The sequence below is a fragment of the Limnohabitans sp. genome (assembly GCF_023910625.1).
Taxonomy (GTDB): domain Bacteria; phylum Pseudomonadota; class Gammaproteobacteria; order Burkholderiales; family Burkholderiaceae_C; genus Limnohabitans_A.
This window is the reverse complement of record NZ_JAAVVW010000003.1, coordinates 904568-924093: the sequence shown is the minus strand read 5'-3', so window position 1 is coordinate 924093 and position 19526 is coordinate 904568. Positions and strand designations below refer to the sequence as shown.

The following is a 19526-nucleotide window of genomic DNA, read 5'->3' as shown; positions in this document are numbered from 1 at the left end:
CATGACGCCACGCCGTCAGCTTTGGCCTTTTGCCGCGTTGTCGGCCAGTTACTTTGCACACATCGGGTTTTTTAACCCGTATTTGCCGCTGTGGCTGCAGGACATGGGCTTGAGCTTGCTGACCATCAGTGTGCTCACAGCCGTGCAGGCCACCACCCGTTTGTTTGCGCCCTATGCCTGGGGCGCCATCAGTGACCGCACGGGTGAGCGTGTCAAGTTGCTGCGCATTGGCGCAGGCGTGGCGTTTGCCACGGCTTGTTTGCTGTTTTGGGATTGGGGCCCCGTCGGGCTGGGCCTGGTGTTGCTGCTCATGTTCTCCCACACCAGTGCCATGATGCCCATGAGCGAGGCGGCCATGGCGCACCTGGTCAGCCGGGGCGGCGCTTTTGACACCAAGCGCTATGGGCGGGTGCGGCTGTGGGGCTCTATGGGTTTTCTGGTCACGGTGTTTGCGGCGGGGGCCTGGTTCGAGGCCTTTGGGATGCAGCACTTTCCGGCCTGGACGGTGCTGACCCTGGGCGCGGTGTTGCTCAGCGTGTGGTGGATGCCCGACCTGAAAGAGACCATCCACCACACCGATGAACATGCCCCTGTATGGCCCGTGCTGCGCCAAAAACCGGTGTTCTGGTTTTTCACTTCCACGTTTTTCCATGTGCTGTCGCACATTGGGGTGTACGTGTTTTTCTCGCTTTACCTCGATTCGCTGGGTTACAGCAAAACCATGATCGGTCTGTTGTGGGCCGTGTCGGTGGCGGTCGAGATCGTTTGGTTTTTCACCCAGTCGCGATGGTTGCCGCGCATGCCTTTGACGGCTTGGCTGGTGCTGTGCTCGGCCGTGATGGTGCTGCGGATGCTGATGACTGCGACTTGGGCCGATGTGTTGTGGGTTTTGCTGCTGGCGCAAACCCTGCACGCCATCACCTTTGCCACGCACCACACGGCCTGCATTGCGCTGATATCGCAGCATTTTTCCGGCCGTTTGCGCGGGCGCGGGCAGGCGCTGTACACCGTGATTGCCTACGGTTTCCCGGGCGTTTTGGGCGCTTTGTTGGGCGGCTTGATCAGCGAACGCTGGGGCTTGCAGAGTGTCTTTGTGCTCAGTGTGCTGACCAGTGTGGTGGCTACCATGGCGGCCTTTAAAGTGTGGCGCTTGCATGAACCGGTTTGAATGTCCTGATTTTTTAACGCCCGATCTGCGCCAGTTACTGGGAGGAGCCACACGGCTGCACACCACATGCGACGGCAGCCGCACGGTCTGGCACGCTTGGGGGCAGCCCTCTCAGCCCGCCGTGGTCTTGCTGCATGGCGGCAGCGGCAGCTGGACGCACTGGGTGCGCAACATCGCCCCTTTGCAAGCGGCAGGCTGGCGGGTCTTGGTGCCGGATTTGCCCGGTTTTGGCGACTCGGATTTGCCGCTTGGCTGCACCGACGTGGACGCTTTGCCCGCCCACCTGCATGCCGGATTGCAGCAGCTGCAAGTCTGTGGCGCCTGTGGCGATCGGGTGCAGCTGGTAGGCTTTTCGTTTGGCGGCATGGCGGGCGCTTTGTGGCTGGCTGCGCACCCGCAAGACGCTGAGCAACTGGTGTTGGTCGGCGCGCCGGGTATGGGCTTGGCGACGTCGCAGCGTGTGCCGCTCAAAGGCTGGAGGCATTTGCCCACGCCCGAAGCACAGAACCAAGTGCACCGCCACAACCTGATGGCGCTCATGCTCGAATGGCCCACCTCTTTGGATGACTTGGCGCTGAGCTTGCATGCTGCCAATGTGCAGCGCGACCGCATGCCGCGCAGGCGCTTGTCGTCGACCGACATCGTGGCGCGTGCCTTACCTCATTTGCAGGTGCCTGTGAGCGCCATTTTTGGCGAGCACGATGCTTTGTACCGGGAGCGCTTGTCAGAGCTCCAAGCAGCCATGCCTGGCATGGCGCAACGGTGGGGACAGTGGCACACCGTGGCAGGGGCGGGGCATTGGGTGCAGTTCGAGGCAGCGCAGGCCTTTGATCAGGCCTTGCAGAGGGTGTTGGACTCGGTGCCCGCTTGAATCAGCCGCGGGCAGCTGAGACCGCAGCGCGCAGGCCCAGCAGGTAACTGTCCACGCCAAAACCAGCGATCTGGCCTTTGGCGATGTCGGCGATCACCGAGTGGTGGCGAAATGCCTCGCGGGCGTGGATGTTGGACATGTGCACTTCGATGATGGGGCACTTGAGGATGGCCAGCGCGTCGCGGATGCCGTAGCTGTAATGCGTCCAAGCCCCAGCGTTGATGACCACGGCCTGCACGCCATCGCCGTGGGCGCGGTGGATGCGCTCGGCCATTTCACCTTCGTAATTGGTTTGGTAGCACTCGACCTGCGCGCCCAGTTCAAGGCCCAGGGCGGTCAATTCGGTGTTGATTTCGTCCAGCGTGGTCGTTCCGTATTGGGCCGGGTCACGTTTGCCGAACATGTTCAGGTTGATGCCGTGCAGGACAAGGATGTTCATGGTGGAGGCTCTATTGCTCAAAGGATCGTGGGAATTGGGGCCAAGATCTGCGATTGTCGGTGATATGCGGCAAGATCATGATTCTGCCGCACTGAGCGGCACGTATTCTCCGAAAGTTGACCATGACCCCTTTGAAGATTGATTTTGTGTCCGACATCGCCTGCCCTTGGTGCGCCGTGGGTTTGGGCGGGCTGGAGCAAGCGCTGGAGCGCTTGCAAGGCGAGGTGCAGGCCGAGCTGCATTTTCAGCCTTTCGAGCTGAACCCGCACATGCCGCCGGGTGGTCAAGACTTGGGGGAACATTTGACCGAAAAATACGGCTCCACCCCTGAGCAACAAGCTCAGATTCGCCAGACGATCACCGAACGTGGGGCCGAGGTGGGCTTCGTGTTCAACCCCAACGGGCGAGGCCGGGTTTACAACACCTTTGACGCGCACCGCTTGCTGCACTGGGCCGAAGGGCAAGGCGACGGGGCACAGCATGCCTTGAAAAAAGCCCTGCTGCAGGCTTACCAAGGCCGTGCCGAGTGTGTGGAAGACCCGCAGGTTTTGTTGGCCAGCGTGGCTGCCGCAGGCTTGGATGTGTCGGCCGCCAACGCGGTGTTGCAAAGCGATGCCCACACCGCAGAGGTGCGCGAGCGGCAACAGTTCTACACCCAGGCGGGCATCCGCTCGGTGCCCGCGGTCATCATCAACGACAAGCATTTGATCTCGGGCGGCCAGCCGGTCGAGGTGTTCGAGCAGGCGCTTCGGCGCATCGCCCTGGGCGAAGCGGGTTGATCGGGGCCTTGCAAATGAAGCCTCTGTTCAAGCTGCCAGCGGCAAACCTCGAGATGCCGAGGGTCTGCACCTCACGGCGCAGACTTTTGGGCCAATGGCCTGCGGCGGCGGCCTTGGCCCTGATGGGCATGTCGGGTGGGGTGCGGGCGCAGCCTGAGCGCAAGGCTGCCGCGGCAGAACTTTTGCGCCTGTGGCGGCAAAGCGGTGGTGCGCTGCTGATTCGCCATGCCGCGACCGAATCGGGCCTGGGCGATCCGGCGGGATTCACTTTGGGACAGTGCCGCACCCAACGCAATTTGAGCGATGCGGGCAGGCAGGCCTCGCAGGCTTTGGGGGCCTGGCTGAAAGCACAAAGTTTCAAGCCCGATTCGGTGCTGAGCAGCCAGTGGTGCCGCTGCCAAGACACGGCGCGACTGGCTTTTGGGCAGTTTGAAGACTGGCCCGCACTGAACAGCACCTTCGCCGGGCAGGGTGATTCGGCTGCGCAGCAAAAAGCCTTGTTGTCCCGTTTGCGTGGATGGCCCCAGGGCCGCACCGAGGTGTGGGTCACACACCAAGTGAACATGACCGGCCTGACAGGGGCCTACCCCAGCATGGGCGAGGGATTTTTGGTGGACCGCCAAGGCCGTTTGCTGGCCCGAGCGGAGCTCGCCCCATGAGCGGTCTGCGCAGTTTGACGGTGTACTTTGACGGCTCGTGCCCCATGTGCCGACGCGAGATGGCCGTTTACCGGCGTTTGCCCCAGGCGGCCGCCATCGATTGGGTGGATGTGAGTGCGGGGGCCGAATTGGGCGCTTCGCTCAGCTGCGCGCAGGCGATGGCCCGTTTCCATGTGCGCGACAGCCAAGGCCGCTTGTTCAGTGGCGCGGCCGCGTTCTCGCAAATGTGGCGCTTATTTCCGGGCTGGCGTTGGTTGGGTTGGCTGTCGGCCTGGCCTCCGCTGTCTTGGCTGTTCGAGGCCGCGTACCGTTTGTTTTTGCCGTTGCGACCCACTTTGCAAAAGTGGGTCAGGCGCAGCTTGGGTGAGGAGAAATCGTGATGGCCAAAGGCTTGTCGGGCGCTTTGCCTAAAGTGGTTGGCTTGGGTTTGTATGGCGCTTTGGCTGTGTTGGGTCTGCCCCATGCCCTGGCGCAAGCATCCAGCCCGGTTGGCGAGAAGGTGACTTTGGGCCCTTGGGCCATGGACCGCACCGAAGTGACCATCGGCCAGTTTGAGCGCTACGTGCGGGCCACAGGCACCGTGACCCGGGCTGAAAAAGAGGGCGGCGGTTTTGAGTATGTCGGCGGATGGGTACGCCGTCCCGGCTGGTCTTGGCGCAAGCCCGACGGCGTTTCGGCAGTTGCTGATTTGCCTGCGGTGCACCTGGATTTTGCCGAGGCGCAGGCTTACTGCCGCTGGGCAGGGGGCCGCTTGCCCACAGGCGCGGAATGGCAAAAGGCGGGGTTCACCGAGTTGCGTGACAACCCCCCAGCGCCTTGGGTGAAAGGCAAAACCTATGCCTGGAGCACGGGTGACAGCCCGCAAGGGGCGAACACCAGCGACCCAGACCCATGGCCCCGCGCAGCCCCTGCGGGCGCCACGCGCCAAGGCGTGAACGGTTTGTACGACATGGGCGCCAACGTGTGGGAGTGGACCACCGATGAGCAGGGCGGCCAGCGGCGCACCGTGGGAGGCTCGTGGTGGTATGGCGCTTATAACATGAAGGCCGATGTGCAGGCCTTCAAAGCCGCTGACGTTTATGTGGTCTACCTCGGCTTTCGCTGCGCTTATGACCTGGCCCCTGCTGCGCCCAGTGCGTCCAGGGCCAAGCCATGATGACTTCTTTGCCTGAGGGTTACCGGGCGCTGGTCGTGGGCGCCAGCGGGGCGATTGGCGGCGCCTTGCTGCAGCAACTTCGGGCTGACCCGCGTGGTGCGGCGGTGGTGGGTGTGTCTCGTCAAAGCTCGCCGGGGCTTGACCTGCTGAGCGAGCCCAGCATCCAGGCCTGCGCCCAGGCCTTGGCGGAGCAGGGGCCGTTTCATCTGGTGCTGGACGCCACGGGGGCCTTGACACTGAATGGGCGAGGCCCTGAAAAAAGACTGGACGAGCTGGACGCGGCGCATTTGCTTCACGCCTTGCACCTGAACGCTGTGGGGCCGTCTTTGCTGCTCAAGCATTTCTTGCCTTTGTTGGCCTCGGGTGAGCGTGTCATCTGGGGCAAATTGTCGGCGCGCGTGGGCAGCATCGAAGACAACTGCAAAGGCGGTTGGTACGGTTACCGGGCGGCCAAGGCAGCGCTCAACATGTTGCTGCAAACAGCGGCCATCGAAATCGCACGGCGCAGGCCGCTGTTGGTGGTGGCCGCCTTGCAGCCGGGCACGGTGCAATCGGCCTTGAGCCAGCCGTTTGTGGGCCAGGATGCCCTGCACCCAAACGAGTCAGCCCAGCGCTTGCTGGCCACGCTCGATGGCTTGCAGCCCACAGGGCGTGCGCAGTTTGTGGACCATCAGGGGCGGCACATCCCTTGGTGATGCGCCCAAGCTGAGGACTTGGATTAGCCCAGTGCCCTGGCAATCTTGTGGCGCAGCACCGTGGTTTTGGGGCATTGGCCTTTGGGCAGATCAAACCACTGGCGTACATCGTTCTCTACGCCAACGCCGTGCATGAAGTTGTAGATGGCTTTTTTCAGGCCCTGGCCCAGCAGGTCGTGGTCCACACCCAGCGGCATGGGGGTTGGGTCTACGAAACCCACATCGTTTTTGGCAAAGGTGCCCTCGGGCAGGGGCAAGAGCTTGACGCCGTAGACCTCGGGGTTGAGGCCCACGGGCGAGTGCACGGTACACACAAAACGGTGGAAAAAGCCGCTGTGGATGCAGCCGTTTTCAAACAACTGCCGCACGTACTCGAGCGCGTCCACGGTGTCCTGCACGGTTTGCGTCGGGAAGCCGTACATCAGGTAGGCGTGCACCAGCACGCCCGCGTCGGCAAAGCCTTTGGTGACCTGCGCCACCTGCTCGACCGAGACGCCTTTTTTCATCAGGGCAAGCAAGCGGTCAGACGCCACTTCGAGCCCGCCCGACATGGCGATGCAGCCGCTTTGGGCCAGCAGCTCGCACAGCTCGGGCGTGAAGGTTTTCTCAAAGCGGATGTTGCCCCACCACGAGATCTGCACGCCTCGGCGCAGCAGTTCTTCTGCCAGGGCCTTGAGCGCTTTGGGTGGTGCGGCTTCGTCTACAAAGTGAAAGCCGGTTTGGCCCGTCTCGGCCAGGATCTGCTCAATACGGTCCACCAGCGTGCTGGCCTGCGCGGTTTCGTAGCGGCTGATGTAGTCCAGGCTCACGTCGCAAAAGCTGCACTTTTTCCAGTAGCAGCCGTGCGCCACGGTGAGTTTGTTCCAACGTCCGTCGCTCCACAGCCGGTTCATCGGGTTGAGCATGTCCAGCAGCGATAAATATTTGTGCAGCGGCAAACCGTCCCAAGTGGCCGTGCCCACCTCTTCAAACGGGATGTCGGGCTCTTGCAGGTTGATGTACTGCACCTGACCTGATTCGCTCTTGATGAAGGTGCGCTGCAGGCGCTGCAGGCTGCGTTGGCCCTGCAGGTGCTCGATCAGGCTGAGCAGCGGGCGTTCGCCGCCGTCGAGCGTGACGAAGTCCACATGGTCGAACACGCGCACGTCTTTCAACTCGCGCAGCTCGGTGTTCACAAAGCCGCCACCCAGGCCAATGCGGATGGTTGGGTGCGCCCGCTTGATGCACTGGGCGATGCGAAAAGCCGCATACACCGAACCGGGGAAGGGCACCGACAGCAAAACCAAGGTGGGCTGGTGCCGCTCAATGGCCTGCAACGCCAAGCGTTCCAGCGTGGTGTCGATCAAATTCGGGGGCTGGGCCAGCGCTTGGGCCAGCGCGTCAAAGCTGGGTTGGCTGGCGGCCAGGCGCTCGGCGTAGCGCACAAATTCAAAACCTTCGTCCACCGCATCGCGCAGCACATCGGCCAGGTCGTTCAGGTACAGCGTGGCCAAGTGGCGGGCGCGGTCGGTTTGACCTAGAGCACCAAATGCCCAGCCAATCGGGTCGCCGGTGCCGTCGTCTTCGTAAGCGTCGAGCGCTGCAAAGCGCGGGCCTTCGGGCAAAAAGCCACGGCCTGCGATGCGGTGGCTGAGCGTGCTGTCGCGGCCCTGCAAAAAGGCGATCACCGGGTCGATGCTGATGGCGTAATCGTTGAAGTGGTCCAGAAAAAAGTTCACCGGGCCTGAGCGCTCTTCGACCGGCAAAGCCAAGGCTGTATCGCGCAAATCGGTCAGCCCCTTCTTGTTCAGCAAAGCCAGCACGGTGGCCAGGGCCAGGTCTTCTTGCACCGCATCGAAACCCCTCGAACGCAAGAAACCCGTCAGGTAAGCCGTGGACGGGTAGGGCGTGTTGAGCTGCGTCATCGGCGGGATGAGGCTCAGGACTTTGAACGGGGCTGGGCTGGGCATGGGCAGAAAAGTGAAAAACTGAGAGGATTATCGGCGGGGGACAACGCGCCATTGCGGAAAAAGGGACATCTCTCATTCGGGTTGAAATCGGCAGAGCAGGGGAAGAATCAAATGATGATGGCAATCCAGTCTTGACGTAACTACAAAATGCAACAACAATGAGCCCGTATGGAATTCGAATGGGACGCGGCCAAGGCTGCATTGAACCTTCAAAAGCACCGAGTTGCTTTTGAAGACGCTGCGCGGGTTTTGCTGGACGGTGGGCGTCTTGAAAGTTACGACGGGCGCGAGGACCATGGTGAAGAACGTTGGGCCACGATCGGGCAAGTCTATGCGTCTGTCCTCTACGTGGTTTATACCGTCAGGCATGAGGACACCAGTCGCATCATTCCCGCTAGAAAGGCACTTTCTCATGAGCAAAAACAATACCGTGAAGCTAACGCTTGACCCCAAGCAACCACCGCCATTGACCGCAGCGCAAAAGTCGCGTTTGTCGGCTTTGGCCGCGTTGCCTGACGATCAGATCGATACCAGCGATGCGCCGTTCAGGCCGGATGCGGTTTGGATGAAGGCGGCCGAGCAGTTGCCGCACACCAAAAAGCAAATCACCTTGCGCATTGATGCCGAGGTGTTGGATTTTTTCAAAGACAGCGGCAAGCGCTATCAGTCGCGCATGAACGCTGTTCTGCGCTCTTACGTTGAGGCGCACAAAGCGCACGCAAAATAAGCAAGACCCAGCCAGCTTTGACAATCGCGGCAGTGCTGCGTCACACACACCCATGATGAAAACCTTCCTCCAAGCCGTTATGCCTTTCAAGCACCCCATTCCGGTTTTCTCTTGAACCTCTTAGACCTCATTGTCCAGCCCGTCGATCAAGACCGGCTCACCCCCGCACAACAACGCTTCAACGACTTGCTGGCCCAGATCGAACGGCTATCGGGGCAGATTCAGCGCCTGGAAGCTTGGTCTGACAAGCACCGTTATGCGCACATTCAGGCCCTGCGCGAGTCGGTGCAGCTGTCGCAGGCGCACCGCAAAAGTTTGCTGCTCTTTGTGCATGAGCGCCTGCAAACTGCAGACTTCACCGATCGGCAGCAGCGAATGGCTCGGGGGCCGGTGCGGGGTTTGATGGCGCATTTGGCAGCCACCAATGACCCACAGGTTCAGGCCTTGGTTGACCTGTATGTGAGCGAAGAAGACGAGCAAGAAGCCGCCGAGGAGCAGGCCGAGGCCGCGCAACGTTTGCGCGAGCGCATCGAAGAAGCGCTGGGCCAGCCGATTGAAAAACCCAGCCAGTACCAGACACCCGAAGAGATGATGGCTGCAGGCATGCGCCAGTGGCAACGCCAACAGCAAGCCGACGAAGAGCGCAAGACCGCCAAGCGCGCGGCCCGCAAAGCTCAAAAACAAGCTCAAAAGAAAAGCGCTGCCGCAGACAAGGGCGAAGTGCCCGCTGCCCAGACGCGCGAGCTGGACGCCAAAAGCGCCATTCGCACCATCTTTCGGCAACTGGCCAGCGCCTTGCACCCCGACCGTGAGCCGGATGAACAAGAGCGCCTGCGCAAGACCGGCTTGATGAGCGAGGTCAACGCCGCCTATGAAAAAAACGATCTGACCACCTTGCTGCGTCTGCAAATGCAAGTGACGCAGGTCAACCCGCAAAACAAGGGGGGCACGGCACGCATGGCCGACGACAAGCTGATCGCCATGTCCTTGTTGCTCACGGAGCAGGTGGCCGCGCTGGAAGACGATTTGGATCAGTTGGAAAACCGCCTGAGTCGCGAACTCTGTGTGCCGGTTCGCGCGGATGCCGATGAAGCCACCTTGAGTCAGTCACTGCAGCGCATTCAGGCCGACCAGCGCCACAGTGCCGACAGCCTGGCGGCCGACTTGCGCCGGATTCAAAACGAGGCCGAACTCAAGCGCTGGCTCAAAGAGCAGTGGCAGCTGGCTAAAGCCACTTCTGCATGAAGCTGGCCTGACCCGCTGCGGGATCGAGCGCGTAGGGCTCAAAGCCAAAGCCCAGATAACTTTTTAAGGCCCGCGTGTTGCCCGTCAGCACCTCCAGTGTCAGCTTGCAGCAAGCGCGGTCCTTGGCGTGTTGCTCGGCAGCCGACAACAAAGCCTGACCAACACCTGCACCCCGGTGACCCGGCAGCACGGCGATGTCGTGGATGTTCATCAGGGGCTGCGCCTTGAAGGTGGAGTAGCCTTCGATGCAGTTGACCAAGCCCACCGGCGCATCGTTCAACCAAGCGATGAAGCTGGCCGCATCGGTGCGTGCGGCCAGGTCATCGCACAAGCGCGCTTTCACATCCTGGGCTAGGGCTTCGCCCCCGCCCATGGGGTCTTGGGCATAGGCGTCCAGCAGCATCACCAGGGCAGAGCGGTGGACAGGGTTTTGATAATCAACGGGCAGGATATGAAGCGTCATGGTCAGGTGGTGGCAGGGGTCATCAAGGAGCGCACATTGTCCTGCATACCGGCCATCACATGGCCAGCCAGTTGGTGCGCCGTGATGGCGCTCAGCGTCCAGCCCAGGTGGCCGTGGCCGGTGTTGTAGAACACATTGGCCTTTTTGCCAGCGCCCACACGCGGCAGCATGTTGGGCATCATGGGGCGCAGGCCCGCCCAAGGCACCACCTTGCGGGTGTCGATGTCAGGGAAGCACTGGTTGACCCACTGAATCAGGGGCTGGATGCGGTCAGCGCGGATGTCCAGGTTGATGCCGTTGAATTCGGCCGTGCCCGCCACGCGGAAGCGGTCAAGCCCTAAGCGGCTGGTGACCAGTTTGGTTTCGTCGTCGAGCAGGCTGACTTGCGGCGCTGCCGCTTGGCTGGCACCGTCGGGCAGGTTCACGGTGATCGAGTAGCCCTTGACGGGGTAGATGTTCAGGCGGTCACCCAACTGCGCGGCCAGGCGGCGGCCGTGCACGCCGGCACACATCACGATGCCGTCAAAGGTCAGCGAGTCGGTATCACCCGCATGCTTGACCTGCACAAAAGCGCTTTGGCCGTTGGCGGCCACGCTCAGGACTTCGTGTTCGTTGAGGATCTTGACGCCCAGGCGCTCGCAAGCCTTGGCCAAGCCATAGGTGAACTTGTGGATATCGCCCGTCGAGTCGCTTTCGGTGAAATAACCACCGTAGTAATTGCCGTGCAGGGTGGGCTCAATGGCCTTGATTTCTTCGGGCGTCACCGCACGACGGGGCAAGCCACCCTGGGCCAGCAATTTGGAGACTTGTCCGGCATGTTCAAAGCCCTTTTTGTCACGGTAAAAATGCAGAATGCCCTCGCGCTTGTGGTCGAACTCGATGCCCTCTGCTTGGGCCCACGCAAAGTGGTGCTCGCGTGATTCGATGGCCAGTTGCGCTGTAGCGATGGTGTTGTCCCTGTACTTGGGCATGGCGGCCATGAACTCGGCCATCCAGCTGAGTTTGTGCCAGGTGGGGGTGGGGTTCATGAGCAGCGGGGCGTCATTTTTGAACATCCACTTCAGACCCTTGATGATCGTGGATGGGTGGGTCCAGACTTCGGCGTTGGATGCCGAGAGTTGACCACCATTGGCATAGGACGTTTCCATGCCGGGGTAGCGGTTTTTCTCGATCAGGGTGACTTCAAAACCCTGTTGAACCAGGGCATACGCGGAGGTGACGCCAGTGATGCCGCCGCCGATGACAACCATGTGCTTTTTCATGAAGCTTCTCTCGTTTCAACGTCTCAAACAGTGGGACACGCTGCGCACCGGATGTGCGCGGCATGACCCCCTCTGTTTGAAACCTGAGAGATTCACCTCGGGTGAGGCTTGCTCCTGCGGTGGACCCGGGTGACGAACCCGGGGCGCTCTTCAGAGTTTTTGACACGGATGTGCCTGCCTGCATCGGTCCTTTGGCCTGAGAGTTTCCGGGGTGGTTGCTCCTTCGGCGCTGTCTGCGGTGGCGGACAGTCTCTCCCGATGCGGGTATTTGATTTTGAAGTGTGGGTCTTCCTTTGTGGTTGGATCAGGCGTAGTCGCTCAGCGGAATGCAGCTGCAAAACAAGTTGCGGTCGCCGTAGACGTTGTCGACACGGCCCACTTGCGGCCAGTACTTCACGCTGCCGGGCACGCGTTGGGCTTGCGCTGCACCGACTTCGCGGCTGTAGGGCCGGTTCCATTCGCCGCCCAGCAGGCTGTCTGCGGTGTGCGGTGCGTGTTTCAGCGGGTTGTTGTCTTGCGGCCAGCTGCCGTTTTCCACCAGACGGAATTTCTTCGCGGATGGCGATCATCGCGTCGATGAAGCGGTCCAGCTCTTGCAGGGTTTCGCTCTCAGGTGGGCTCCGACCATCAAGGTGTTGACCACCGGAAAGCTCGAGGGTGGGCGCGTGGAAAGCCAGTAGTCCATCAGTCGCTTTGGCCACGTCTTCGGCCATCACGCCGCTGCTGTCCTTCAGAGCCTACGTAAATCCAGAATGCACTTCGTGGGCCGACTCGGACCGTTCTCACTGGCGTACAGCGTGGGGTAGTGGTCGGCCAAGCGCTTTGCTGATGTAGTTGGCCGCCAAAATCGCCGCTTCGGTCGCGTGCTTGCAGGCCATCGGCGCCCATCATGCGGCAGTACATCCAGCTGATGGGCAAGACTGCCGCGTTGCCCAAAGGCGCGGCACTGACAGCGCCCACGCCATTCACCGGCAAGCCGCCTGTGGCGTGGCCTGGCAAGTAGGGCACCAAGTCTTCCACCACGCACACCGGGGCCGACGCCGGGGCCGCCACCGCCGTGCGGGATGCAGAAGGTCTTGTGCAGGTTCAGGTGGCTCACGTCGCCGCCAAACTCGCCGGGCGCAGCCACGCCCACCAGGGCGTTCATGTTGGCACCGTCCACATAGACGCGCCCGCCGTGCTGGTGCACCAGCTCGCAGAGCTGCTTGACCTGCGTCTCGAACACCCCGTGTGTGCTGGGGTAGGTGATCATCACAGGCGGCCAGGTTGGCGCTGTGCTGCTCACACTTGGCTTGCAGGTCGGCCATGTCCACGTTGCCATTTTCATCGCACTTGGTCACCACCACGGTCATGCCCACCATTTGGGCACTGGCGGGGTTGGTGCCGTGGGCGCTGGACGGGATCAGGCAGATGTTGCGGTGGCCTTGGCCTTGGGCGCGGTGGTAGGCCTGAATGACCAAGAGACCTGCGTATTCGCCTTGCGAGCCAGCGTTGGGTTGCAGGCTGATGCCTTTGTAGCCCGTCGCCTGGCACAGCCAGTCGCGCAGCTGCTGATCCAGCAGTTGGTAGCCCGCCAGTTGGTCGGCCGGGGCAAAGGGGTGGACGCCCGCAAACTCGGGCCAGGTGATGGGGATCATCTCGCTGGTGGCGTTGAGCTTCATGGTGCAGCTGCCCAGCGGGATCATGCTGCGGTCCAGCGCCAGGTCTTTGTCGGACAGCTGGCGGATGTAGCGCAGCATGCCGGTCTCAGAGTGGTAGCGGTTGAACACCGGGTGCGTGAGGAAGGCGCTGGTGCGGTGCAGGGATTCGGGGATCAGCGGGGCGATGCCTTTTTCAAAAGGCGCCCAGTTCGGCAGGGGCTGACCCTCTTGGGCGAACACTTGCCAGAGCAGGTTCACGTCGCCACGGGTGGTGGTTTCGTCGAGCGAGAGGCACAGGTACTCGTCCCACATCACCCGGATATTCACGCCATGTTGCACCGCACGCTGGGCCAATGCGCGTGCGCGCTCGGCGCCCACGTGGAAGCACAGCGTGTCAAACGCATGCTCCTGGAAAGGGGTGTAGCCCATGTCCTGAAGTCCGGCTGCCAGCGCTGCGGTGAGGCTTGCCACCCTTTGGGCAATGCGCTTCAAGCCTTGCGGGCCGTGATAAACGGCGTACATGCTGGCCACCACCGCGGGCAGCACCTGCGCGGTGCAAATGTTGGAGGTGGCTTTTTCGCGGCGGATGTGTTGCTCGCGGGTTTGCAGTGCCAGGCGGTAAGCCGGGTTGCCGTGTGCATCCACACTCACACCCACCAAGCGGCCTGGCAAAGATCGCTTGTACTCGTCACGGCAGGCCATGAAGGCCGCGTGCGGGCCGCCAGCACCCATGGGCATGCCAAAGCGCTGGGTGGTCCCGACCACGATGTCGGCCCCGTTGACGCCGCCACCGTCCCATTCGCCCGGCGGTTTGAGCAAGGTCAGCGCGAGCAAATCAGCGGCCACGATGTAGGCGGCGTTCTTGGCGTGTGCTTTGACGGTGTCCCCGGTGTCCTGGCCCAGTCGGCCGGTGGTCGAGGGGTATTGCTCCAACACGGCGAAATAGTCGTCACCGTCCAGCAACTCGTGCCATTGCGCTTCGCTCTCAGCCAACACCACCTCGATGCCCAGAGGCTCTGCGCGCGTGCGGATCACCTCGATGGTTTGCGGGTGGGCATCGCCCGCGACGATGAAGCGGTTGCCCTTGGCCTTGACCGAGCGCTTGGCCAGCGTCATGGCTTCGGCCGCCGCTGTGGCTTCGTCCAGCATGGAGGCGTTGGCAATGTCCATGGCCGTGAGGTCGGTCACCATGGTCTGGAAGTTCACCAGCGCTTCCATGCGGCCTTGGCTGATCTCGGCTTGGTAAGGCGTGTAGGCGGTGTACCAAGCGGGGTTCTCCAGGATGTTGCGCAGGATCACGCCCGGGGTGTGCGTGCCGTAATAGCCTTGTCCGATGTGGCTTTTGAGCAAGCGGTTCTTTTGCGCCAAGGCCTTGAGTTCTGCCAAAGCCGCCGCTTCGGTGATGGGCGCAGGCAAGACCATGTCCTGGGCGCGCGCGATGCTGCGCGGCACGATGGATTCGATCAAGGACCGGCGTGATGCCTCACCGATCACGCCCAGCATGTGCTGTTCGTCGGCACCGCTGATGCCAATGTGGCGGGCGATGAATTCGGACGGGTTTTCGAGCTCGGTCAAGGGCTTGAGGGTGGACATCAGCATGCGTGGCTCCTGTTAATCGTTCAAGCTGCAGAAAACGCTTTGTAAGCGGTCTCGTCCAGCAGGGCATCGGTTTGCGCTGGGTTGGACAGCTTGACCTTGAAGAACCAGCCTTTGCCCAAAGGATCGGTGTTGGCCAGCGACGGGTCGCCGCGCAGTTCTTCGTTGACTTCGGTGATCTCGCCGTCTACGGGCATGTAGACGTCGGCAGCGGCCTTGACCGACTCGACCACGCCAGCGACTTCTTTGGCAGCAAAGGTCTTGCCCACTTCGGGCAGGTCGACAAACACCACATCGCCCAGCGCATCCTGCGCATGGTGGGTGATGCCCACGACAGCGGTGTCGCCGTCAATTTGCAACCATTCGTGGTCTTCGGTGTACATGATCATGAGGGGGCTCCTTGTGAATTTAATTGGGGTCATTTAATTGGGGTCAGATCCCAATTGTTTGCCTTGAATGCGTGTGTGGATTTAATTGGGATCTGACCCCGATTAACCGATTAACTTCAACCGCGGACATAGCGGTTGGGCACGAAGGGCAGGGGGCTGACTTGCATGGGCACGGCTTTGCCGCGCACCATGGCGTTCAGACGTGTGCCCGACGCCGCGTATTCTGCCTGCACATAGGCCAGCGCCACGGGCTGGTCGGCGGTGGGGGCCAGCAGGCCGCTGGTGACTTCGCCCACCTTCTGGCCGGCTTCGTTGTGCAGCTCGACATGCTCGCGCACCGGCACCCGTTCCAGGCCCACCAAGCCCACGCGCAAACGCTGGGCTGGCGCTGTGCCATCCAGTTGTGCAAGCACCTTGTCGGCACCCGGAAAGCCGCCTGCGCGGGCACCGCCGGTGCGCCGCACCTTTTGCATGGCCCAGTTCAGGCCCGCTTCAACCGGGGTGGTGGTGGTGTCGATGTCGTTGCCGTACAGGCACAGCCCGGCTTCCAGGCGCAGCGAGTTGCGGGCTCCCAGGCCAATTGGCTTGACTTCGGGCTGGGCCAGCAGGGCGCGGGCAAAGGCCTCGGCCGCGTGGGCGGGCAGGGAAATCTCAAAACCGTCTTCGCCGGTGTAGCCGCTGCGCGTTATATACAGGTCAGCGCCTTCCAAGGTGGCAGCCATGCCGGTCATGAACACAAGTTGCTCAACCCCGGGCAAGAGGCGCTGCAAAGCGGTGACGGCTTGCGGGCCTTGCAGGGCGAGCAAGGCGCGGTCAAATTGCGGCTCGATGGTGCATCGGCTGCCGATGCGTTGCTGGATGTGCGCCAGATCGCCGTGTTTACAAGCGCCGTTGACGATCACAAAAATGTCACCGCCGTTGGCCACATCGCGGTTCACGAACATCAGGTCGTCGATGATGCCGCCCTCGACATTGAGCAGCAGGCCGTAGCGTTGTTTGTTGACGCCAAGACCCATCACGTCCACGGGCATCAGGCTCTCGAAAGCAGCAGCGGCGTCAGGGCCTGTCAGGCGCAACTGGCCCATGTGCGAGACATCGAACAAGCCTGCGGCGCTGCGGGTGTGGTGGTGCTCAGCGACCAAGCCTGCCGGGTATTGCACCGGCATGCTGTAACCGGCAAAAGGCACCATGCGTGCGCCCAGCTCGATGTGTAGGGCGTTCAAAGGGGTGGTGAGCAAGTCGGAAGCAGCGGTCACAAAAACTCCAAGGGCAATGAAAAGCCACAGCACACGCTGTGGCGCTTGCCCTCGCTGTCCGCTTTACCTGAGAGATTCGCCGGGAACGCACAGCCCAAAAGCCGGTCGTTCTGCGGGTTGCTCCTTCGGTGGATGCCGTGGATCGATGTCCCGGCACCTCTCTCCAGTGAGGTAACGCCTTTGGAAAAAGCGTTTTGTCAGTCCTTTTGCCTGAGCGTTCAGCAATGTTTGCACCGCTTGCGCCTTCGGCGGCCTGACTTGTTTCACGAGGAAAGCAAGTCAGGCGCTCTCCTGACAGGGATGAATTCTAACTTTATTTGCTGAAAACCAGATCCCGCAAGGTCAAGGAAATGGCAGGCACGTAACTGATCAGCATCAGACAGCCCAAGATGACCCCGATGAAGGGGATCAGGTCTTTGATGATCCGGTCGAGCGAGATTTTGGCTACCGTACAGGCGGCAAAGAGGTTCACGCCAAACGGCGGGGTGATCATGCCCAAGGCCAGGTTAACGATCATCACCATGCCGAATTGAATCGGGTCGATGCCAAAGTGCATCGCCACCGGCACCAGGATCGGGGCCAGCACGATGATGGCCGCGCTGGTCTCGATGAACATGCCGATGATGAACAAGGCTGCATTGACGCCCAGCAAGAAATACATGGGTGACTGCAACACCTCTTGCAGCCAAGCACCGATGGCCGCAGGCACACCGGCTCGGGTAATCATGAACGCAAACAAGCCGGCGTTAGCTATGATGAACATGATCACCGCGCTCGAAATCACCGATTTGCGCAGGATGATGTAAATGTCCTTGAAGCCGATTTCCCGATAGATCAGTGTGCCGACGATGAAGGAGTACAGCACCGCCACGGCCGACGCTTCAGTGGGTGTGAAGATGCCACCATAGATGCCACCTAAAACAATCACCGGCATGAGCAGCGCCCAGCTCGCTTGCCAAGTGGCTTTGCCAAAGCTCAAGCGACCATCGCCGTCGTTTTTGCCCCAACCCATGTATTTGGAGTACAGCCAGACAAACACCATCAAGGCGCCGCCAATGAGCAGTCCAGGCCCGACACCGGCGACAAACAACTCACCAATCGACACTTCGGCGCTCACGCCAAACAAGATCATGGGAATGGATGGGGGGATGATCACGCCCAGCTCGGCCGAGGTGGCTTGCAAAGCGGTGGCCCAAGGCCGGGGGTAGCCGTGCTTGATCAGGGCGGGGATCAAGATGGCACCGACCGCGAAAGTGGTGGCGACCGAGGAGCCTGAGACGGCTGCAAAAATCATGCAGGTCAGCACACAGGTCATGGGCAAGCCCCCCTGAACGCCACCCACGATGCTCTTGGCAAACTCCACCAATCGGCGGGAAATGCCGCCGGTCTCCATCAGGTTGCCTGCCAGAATGAAAAACGGAATAGCCGCCAGAGGAAATTTGTTGATGGAGTTGAACATTTCCTTGACGGAAATGAGCATGTTGGCCTCGGCGATCTGGATGCCCACAATCGCCGACAAACCAATCGAAACGGCCACCGATACCGTCAGTGCAAAGCACAGCAGCATCGTGAAAAGCATGGCTAGACTCATTGCGTGCTCTCCAATTCCATGCGCTGGGGATCCAGCCAAAAACCGATGATGCCGATCATGCTGAACACTGCGCCCACTGGCAACGCCAAGTAGGCCCAAAACATCGAGACGCCCTCAAGGCCAATCATGGACTGGACGCTGCCCCGATTGGCATAGTCCCAGCCCCACCACAAAATGATGCCGCAAAGCACCAGGGCAGTGATGGCCACCACGGCATCCAAAACCCGTCGCATGCGGTGGCCGCTCAAGCGGTACAACAAGTCCACGCTGACCATGGCCCCTTGGCGAAAAGCGGTGGGAATGCCGAGAAACACCATCCAGATCAGGCTGAAGCGGATCAGTACTTCGGTCCATTCAGCGGGGGACTCCAGGATGAACCGGGTCACGATCTGGTGGATTCCAAAAGCCGATGCCAGCGCCATCATGGCGCAGGCGATTGCCATCGAGGTCGCGGTGGTCCAATGTTCAAAACGCAAAAATAAATGTTTCATCGGCCCATCACTTCACTCAATTGAAAAACGCCCGCCAGCCAGTGCCGGTCGGGCGTTGCAAGAAAAACCAATTACTTGAAATTACGGATGCGGTCCAGGTTGGCTTTGCCGAACTGTTTTTCAAACTCGGCCATGGCTGGGCCCATGGTGGCGAGGAACTTGGACTTGTCCACGTTCTCGATGATGGTCATGCCTTTTTTGCGCAATTCGGCCACACCGTTGGCATCGTCCTTGTCCACGCGGGCACGGTTGGCTTTGACGGCTTCTTTGGCGGAGTCCAAGAAGATTTGCTTGTCGGCTGCGCTCAGCTTGTCAAAGCTGGCCTTATTCATCAAGATCACCACGGGTGAATAAACGTGGCCGGTCAGTGTCAGGTGCTTTTGCACCTGGTCAAAGTTGGCCGCCATGATCACGGACAGCGGATTTTCCTGGCCGTCCACAGTGCCTTGTTGCAAAGCGGTGAAGACTTCGGTGAAGGCCATGGGCGTGGTCACAATGCCCAGACTCTTGTAGGCGGCGACGTGCACCGGGTTTTCCATGGTGCGCATCTTTAGACCTTTGAGGTCATTGGGTTCATTCACGGGGCGCTTGCTGTTGGTCATGTGGCGCACGCCGTTTTCACCCCAGGCCAGTGCCTTGAAGCCTTTGGAATCAAATTTGCCCAGCAACTCCTGTCCAATTGGGCCGTCCAGCACGGCACGAGCGTGCGCTTTGTCGCGGAACAAGAAGGGCACGTCCAGGATGCGTGTCTCAGGGACAAAGTTGGGGACCGGACCTGTGGAGGTGGTGGCCAACTCCTGGGTGCCCAGTTGAACCGATTCAATCGACTCGCGCTCAGCGCCCAGTGCGCCGGAATAGAAGTTCTGGATCTTGATGCGGCCGTTGGTGCGACGCTCCACTTCTTTGGCCAGGGTGTCGATGGCTTCACCTTGGTGGGAGTTTTGGGCCACGGAAATGCTGTTGCGCATCGTGATTTGCGCAGAAGCCGTGACCATCACACCCACGGCCAAGCTCAGGCCCAACATCAGTTTGCTCAGTTTCATTCAAAAGCTCCTCAAGGATCGGTGGATAAAAGTATCAACTTGTCATACAAATCAAATTATGGTGCCCATTGATCCCAGATGATCTAGGGTTTTCGCGGGGGGGCTGA

At 60.9% G+C, this 19526-nt stretch carries 19 protein-coding genes, 1 pseudogene and 4 riboswitches; of the genes and pseudogenes, 10 read left to right on the top strand and 10 right to left on the bottom strand.

Annotation, left to right across the window (positions count from 1 at the left end):
- Nucleotide 1: 1 nt before the first annotated feature.
- Together HEQ17_RS07515 and HEQ17_RS07510 are read left to right on the top strand one after the other, a co-directional pair.
- Nucleotides 2-1168, top strand: a complete 1167-nt coding sequence (locus HEQ17_RS07515; protein WP_296292160.1) for an MFS transporter — start codon at nucleotides 2-4, stop codon at nucleotides 1166-1168.
- Nucleotides 1155-2039 (top strand): alpha/beta hydrolase, encoded by an 885-nt coding sequence (locus tag HEQ17_RS07510; protein ID WP_296292159.1) that lies wholly within the window; start codon nucleotides 1155-1157, stop codon nucleotides 2037-2039. The genes HEQ17_RS07515 and HEQ17_RS07510 overlap by 14 nt, the downstream gene beginning before the upstream one ends.
- A 1-nt stretch (nucleotide 2040) precedes the next feature.
- Here the strand turns inward: HEQ17_RS07510 and aroQ are convergent, their stop codons facing one another.
- Nucleotides 2041-2478 (bottom strand): type II 3-dehydroquinate dehydratase, encoded by a 438-nt coding sequence (gene aroQ / locus HEQ17_RS07505; RefSeq protein WP_296292158.1) that lies wholly within the window; start codon nucleotides 2476-2478, stop codon nucleotides 2041-2043.
- A gap of 122 nt (nucleotides 2479-2600) precedes the next feature.
- Here aroQ and HEQ17_RS07500 point away from each other — a divergent pair, with 122 nt between their 5' ends.
- From HEQ17_RS07500 to HEQ17_RS07480, 5 genes are all read left to right on the top strand, one after another.
- A complete protein-coding gene (locus tag HEQ17_RS07500; RefSeq protein WP_296292157.1) occupies nucleotides 2601-3257 on the top strand; it encodes a DsbA family oxidoreductase in 657 nt (218 codons plus the stop codon).
- Nucleotides 3258-3343: 86 nt separating this feature from the next.
- On the top strand, nucleotides 3344-3916 hold the full coding sequence (locus HEQ17_RS07495; protein ID WP_296292156.1) for a histidine phosphatase family protein: 573 nt from the start codon (nucleotides 3344-3346) through the stop codon (nucleotides 3914-3916).
- Nucleotides 3913-4296 carry a thiol-disulfide oxidoreductase DCC family protein gene (locus tag HEQ17_RS07490; protein ID WP_296292155.1) on the top strand — a complete coding sequence of 128 codons (384 nt, stop codon included), beginning with the start codon at nucleotides 3913-3915 and terminating at the stop codon, nucleotides 4294-4296. The genes HEQ17_RS07495 and HEQ17_RS07490 overlap by 4 nt, the downstream gene beginning before the upstream one ends.
- A complete protein-coding gene (locus tag HEQ17_RS07485) occupies nucleotides 4296-5072 on the top strand; it encodes a formylglycine-generating enzyme family protein (protein ID WP_296292154.1) in 777 nt (258 codons plus the stop codon). The genes HEQ17_RS07490 and HEQ17_RS07485 overlap by 1 nt, the downstream gene beginning before the upstream one ends.
- Nucleotides 5072-5767 carry an SDR family NAD(P)-dependent oxidoreductase gene (locus tag HEQ17_RS07480; protein WP_296293700.1) on the top strand — a complete coding sequence of 232 codons (696 nt, stop codon included), beginning with the start codon at nucleotides 5072-5074 and terminating at the stop codon, nucleotides 5765-5767. The genes HEQ17_RS07485 and HEQ17_RS07480 overlap by 1 nt, the downstream gene beginning before the upstream one ends.
- Before the next feature lie 23 nt (nucleotides 5768-5790).
- Here the strand turns inward: HEQ17_RS07480 and HEQ17_RS07475 are convergent, their stop codons facing one another.
- Nucleotides 5791-7716, bottom strand: coding sequence for a radical SAM protein (locus tag HEQ17_RS07475; protein ID WP_296292153.1), 1926 nt, complete (start codon nucleotides 7714-7716; stop codon nucleotides 5791-5793).
- 168 nt (nucleotides 7717-7884) lie between these two features.
- On the opposite strand from HEQ17_RS07475, the gene HEQ17_RS07470 reads away from it, so the two are divergent.
- From HEQ17_RS07470 to HEQ17_RS07460, 3 genes are all read left to right on the top strand, one after another.
- Nucleotides 7885-8163 carry a BrnT family toxin gene (locus HEQ17_RS07470; protein WP_296292152.1) on the top strand — a complete coding sequence of 93 codons (279 nt, stop codon included), beginning with the start codon at nucleotides 7885-7887 and terminating at the stop codon, nucleotides 8161-8163.
- Complete coding sequence (locus HEQ17_RS07465) at nucleotides 8129-8443, top strand: BrnA antitoxin family protein (RefSeq protein WP_296292151.1); 315 nt, start codon at nucleotides 8129-8131, stop codon at nucleotides 8441-8443. Before HEQ17_RS07470 ends, HEQ17_RS07465 begins: the two co-directional genes overlap by 35 nt.
- A gap of 111 nt (nucleotides 8444-8554) precedes the next feature.
- On the top strand, nucleotides 8555-9688 hold the full coding sequence (locus tag HEQ17_RS07460) for a hypothetical protein (protein WP_296292150.1): 1134 nt from the start codon (nucleotides 8555-8557) through the stop codon (nucleotides 9686-9688).
- On the opposite strand, the gene HEQ17_RS07455 is transcribed toward HEQ17_RS07460, so the two are convergent.
- The 8 genes and pseudogenes from HEQ17_RS07455 to HEQ17_RS07420 all read right to left on the bottom strand — a co-directional run bounded on the left by HEQ17_RS07455 (nucleotide 9669) and on the right by HEQ17_RS07420 (nucleotide 19419).
- Nucleotides 9669-10151, bottom strand: coding sequence for a GNAT family N-acetyltransferase (locus tag HEQ17_RS07455; protein WP_296292149.1), 483 nt, complete (start codon nucleotides 10149-10151; stop codon nucleotides 9669-9671). The two genes, HEQ17_RS07460 and HEQ17_RS07455, sit on opposite strands and share 20 nt — an antisense overlap.
- A 2-nt stretch (nucleotides 10152-10153) precedes the next feature.
- Complete coding sequence (locus HEQ17_RS07450; protein WP_296292148.1) at nucleotides 10154-11413, bottom strand: D-amino acid dehydrogenase; 1260 nt, start codon at nucleotides 11411-11413, stop codon at nucleotides 10154-10156.
- 62 nt (nucleotides 11414-11475) lie between these two features.
- Nucleotides 11476-11577, bottom strand: a riboswitch (glycine riboswitch).
- Nucleotides 11578-11587: 10 nt separating this feature from the next.
- A riboswitch (glycine riboswitch) is annotated at nucleotides 11588-11681 on the bottom strand.
- 36 nt (nucleotides 11682-11717) lie between these two features.
- Nucleotides 11718-14652: pseudogene (gcvP, locus tag HEQ17_RS07445) on the bottom strand (aminomethyl-transferring glycine dehydrogenase).
- Nucleotides 14653-14672: 20 nt separating this feature from the next.
- Complete coding sequence (gene gcvH / locus HEQ17_RS07440) at nucleotides 14673-15038, bottom strand: glycine cleavage system protein GcvH (protein WP_296292147.1); 366 nt, start codon at nucleotides 15036-15038, stop codon at nucleotides 14673-14675.
- A gap of 116 nt (nucleotides 15039-15154) precedes the next feature.
- Complete coding sequence (gene gcvT / locus HEQ17_RS07435) at nucleotides 15155-16294, bottom strand: glycine cleavage system aminomethyltransferase GcvT (RefSeq protein ID WP_296292146.1); 1140 nt, start codon at nucleotides 16292-16294, stop codon at nucleotides 15155-15157.
- Between the two features lie 44 nt (nucleotides 16295-16338).
- A riboswitch (glycine riboswitch) is annotated at nucleotides 16339-16471 on the bottom strand.
- Between the two features lie 11 nt (nucleotides 16472-16482).
- Nucleotides 16483-16598: riboswitch (glycine riboswitch) on the bottom strand.
- A gap of 9 nt (nucleotides 16599-16607) precedes the next feature.
- Nucleotides 16608-17885 (bottom strand): TRAP transporter large permease, encoded by a 1278-nt coding sequence (locus tag HEQ17_RS07430; RefSeq protein WP_296292145.1) that lies wholly within the window; start codon nucleotides 17883-17885, stop codon nucleotides 16608-16610.
- Nucleotides 17882-18376 (bottom strand): TRAP transporter small permease, encoded by a 495-nt coding sequence (locus HEQ17_RS07425; RefSeq protein WP_296292144.1) that lies wholly within the window; start codon nucleotides 18374-18376, stop codon nucleotides 17882-17884. The genes HEQ17_RS07430 and HEQ17_RS07425 overlap by 4 nt, the downstream gene beginning before the upstream one ends.
- 71 nt (nucleotides 18377-18447) lie before the next feature.
- Complete coding sequence (locus HEQ17_RS07420; protein ID WP_296292143.1) at nucleotides 18448-19419, bottom strand: TRAP transporter substrate-binding protein; 972 nt, start codon at nucleotides 19417-19419, stop codon at nucleotides 18448-18450.
- Between the last annotated feature and the right edge of the window lie 107 nt (nucleotides 19420-19526).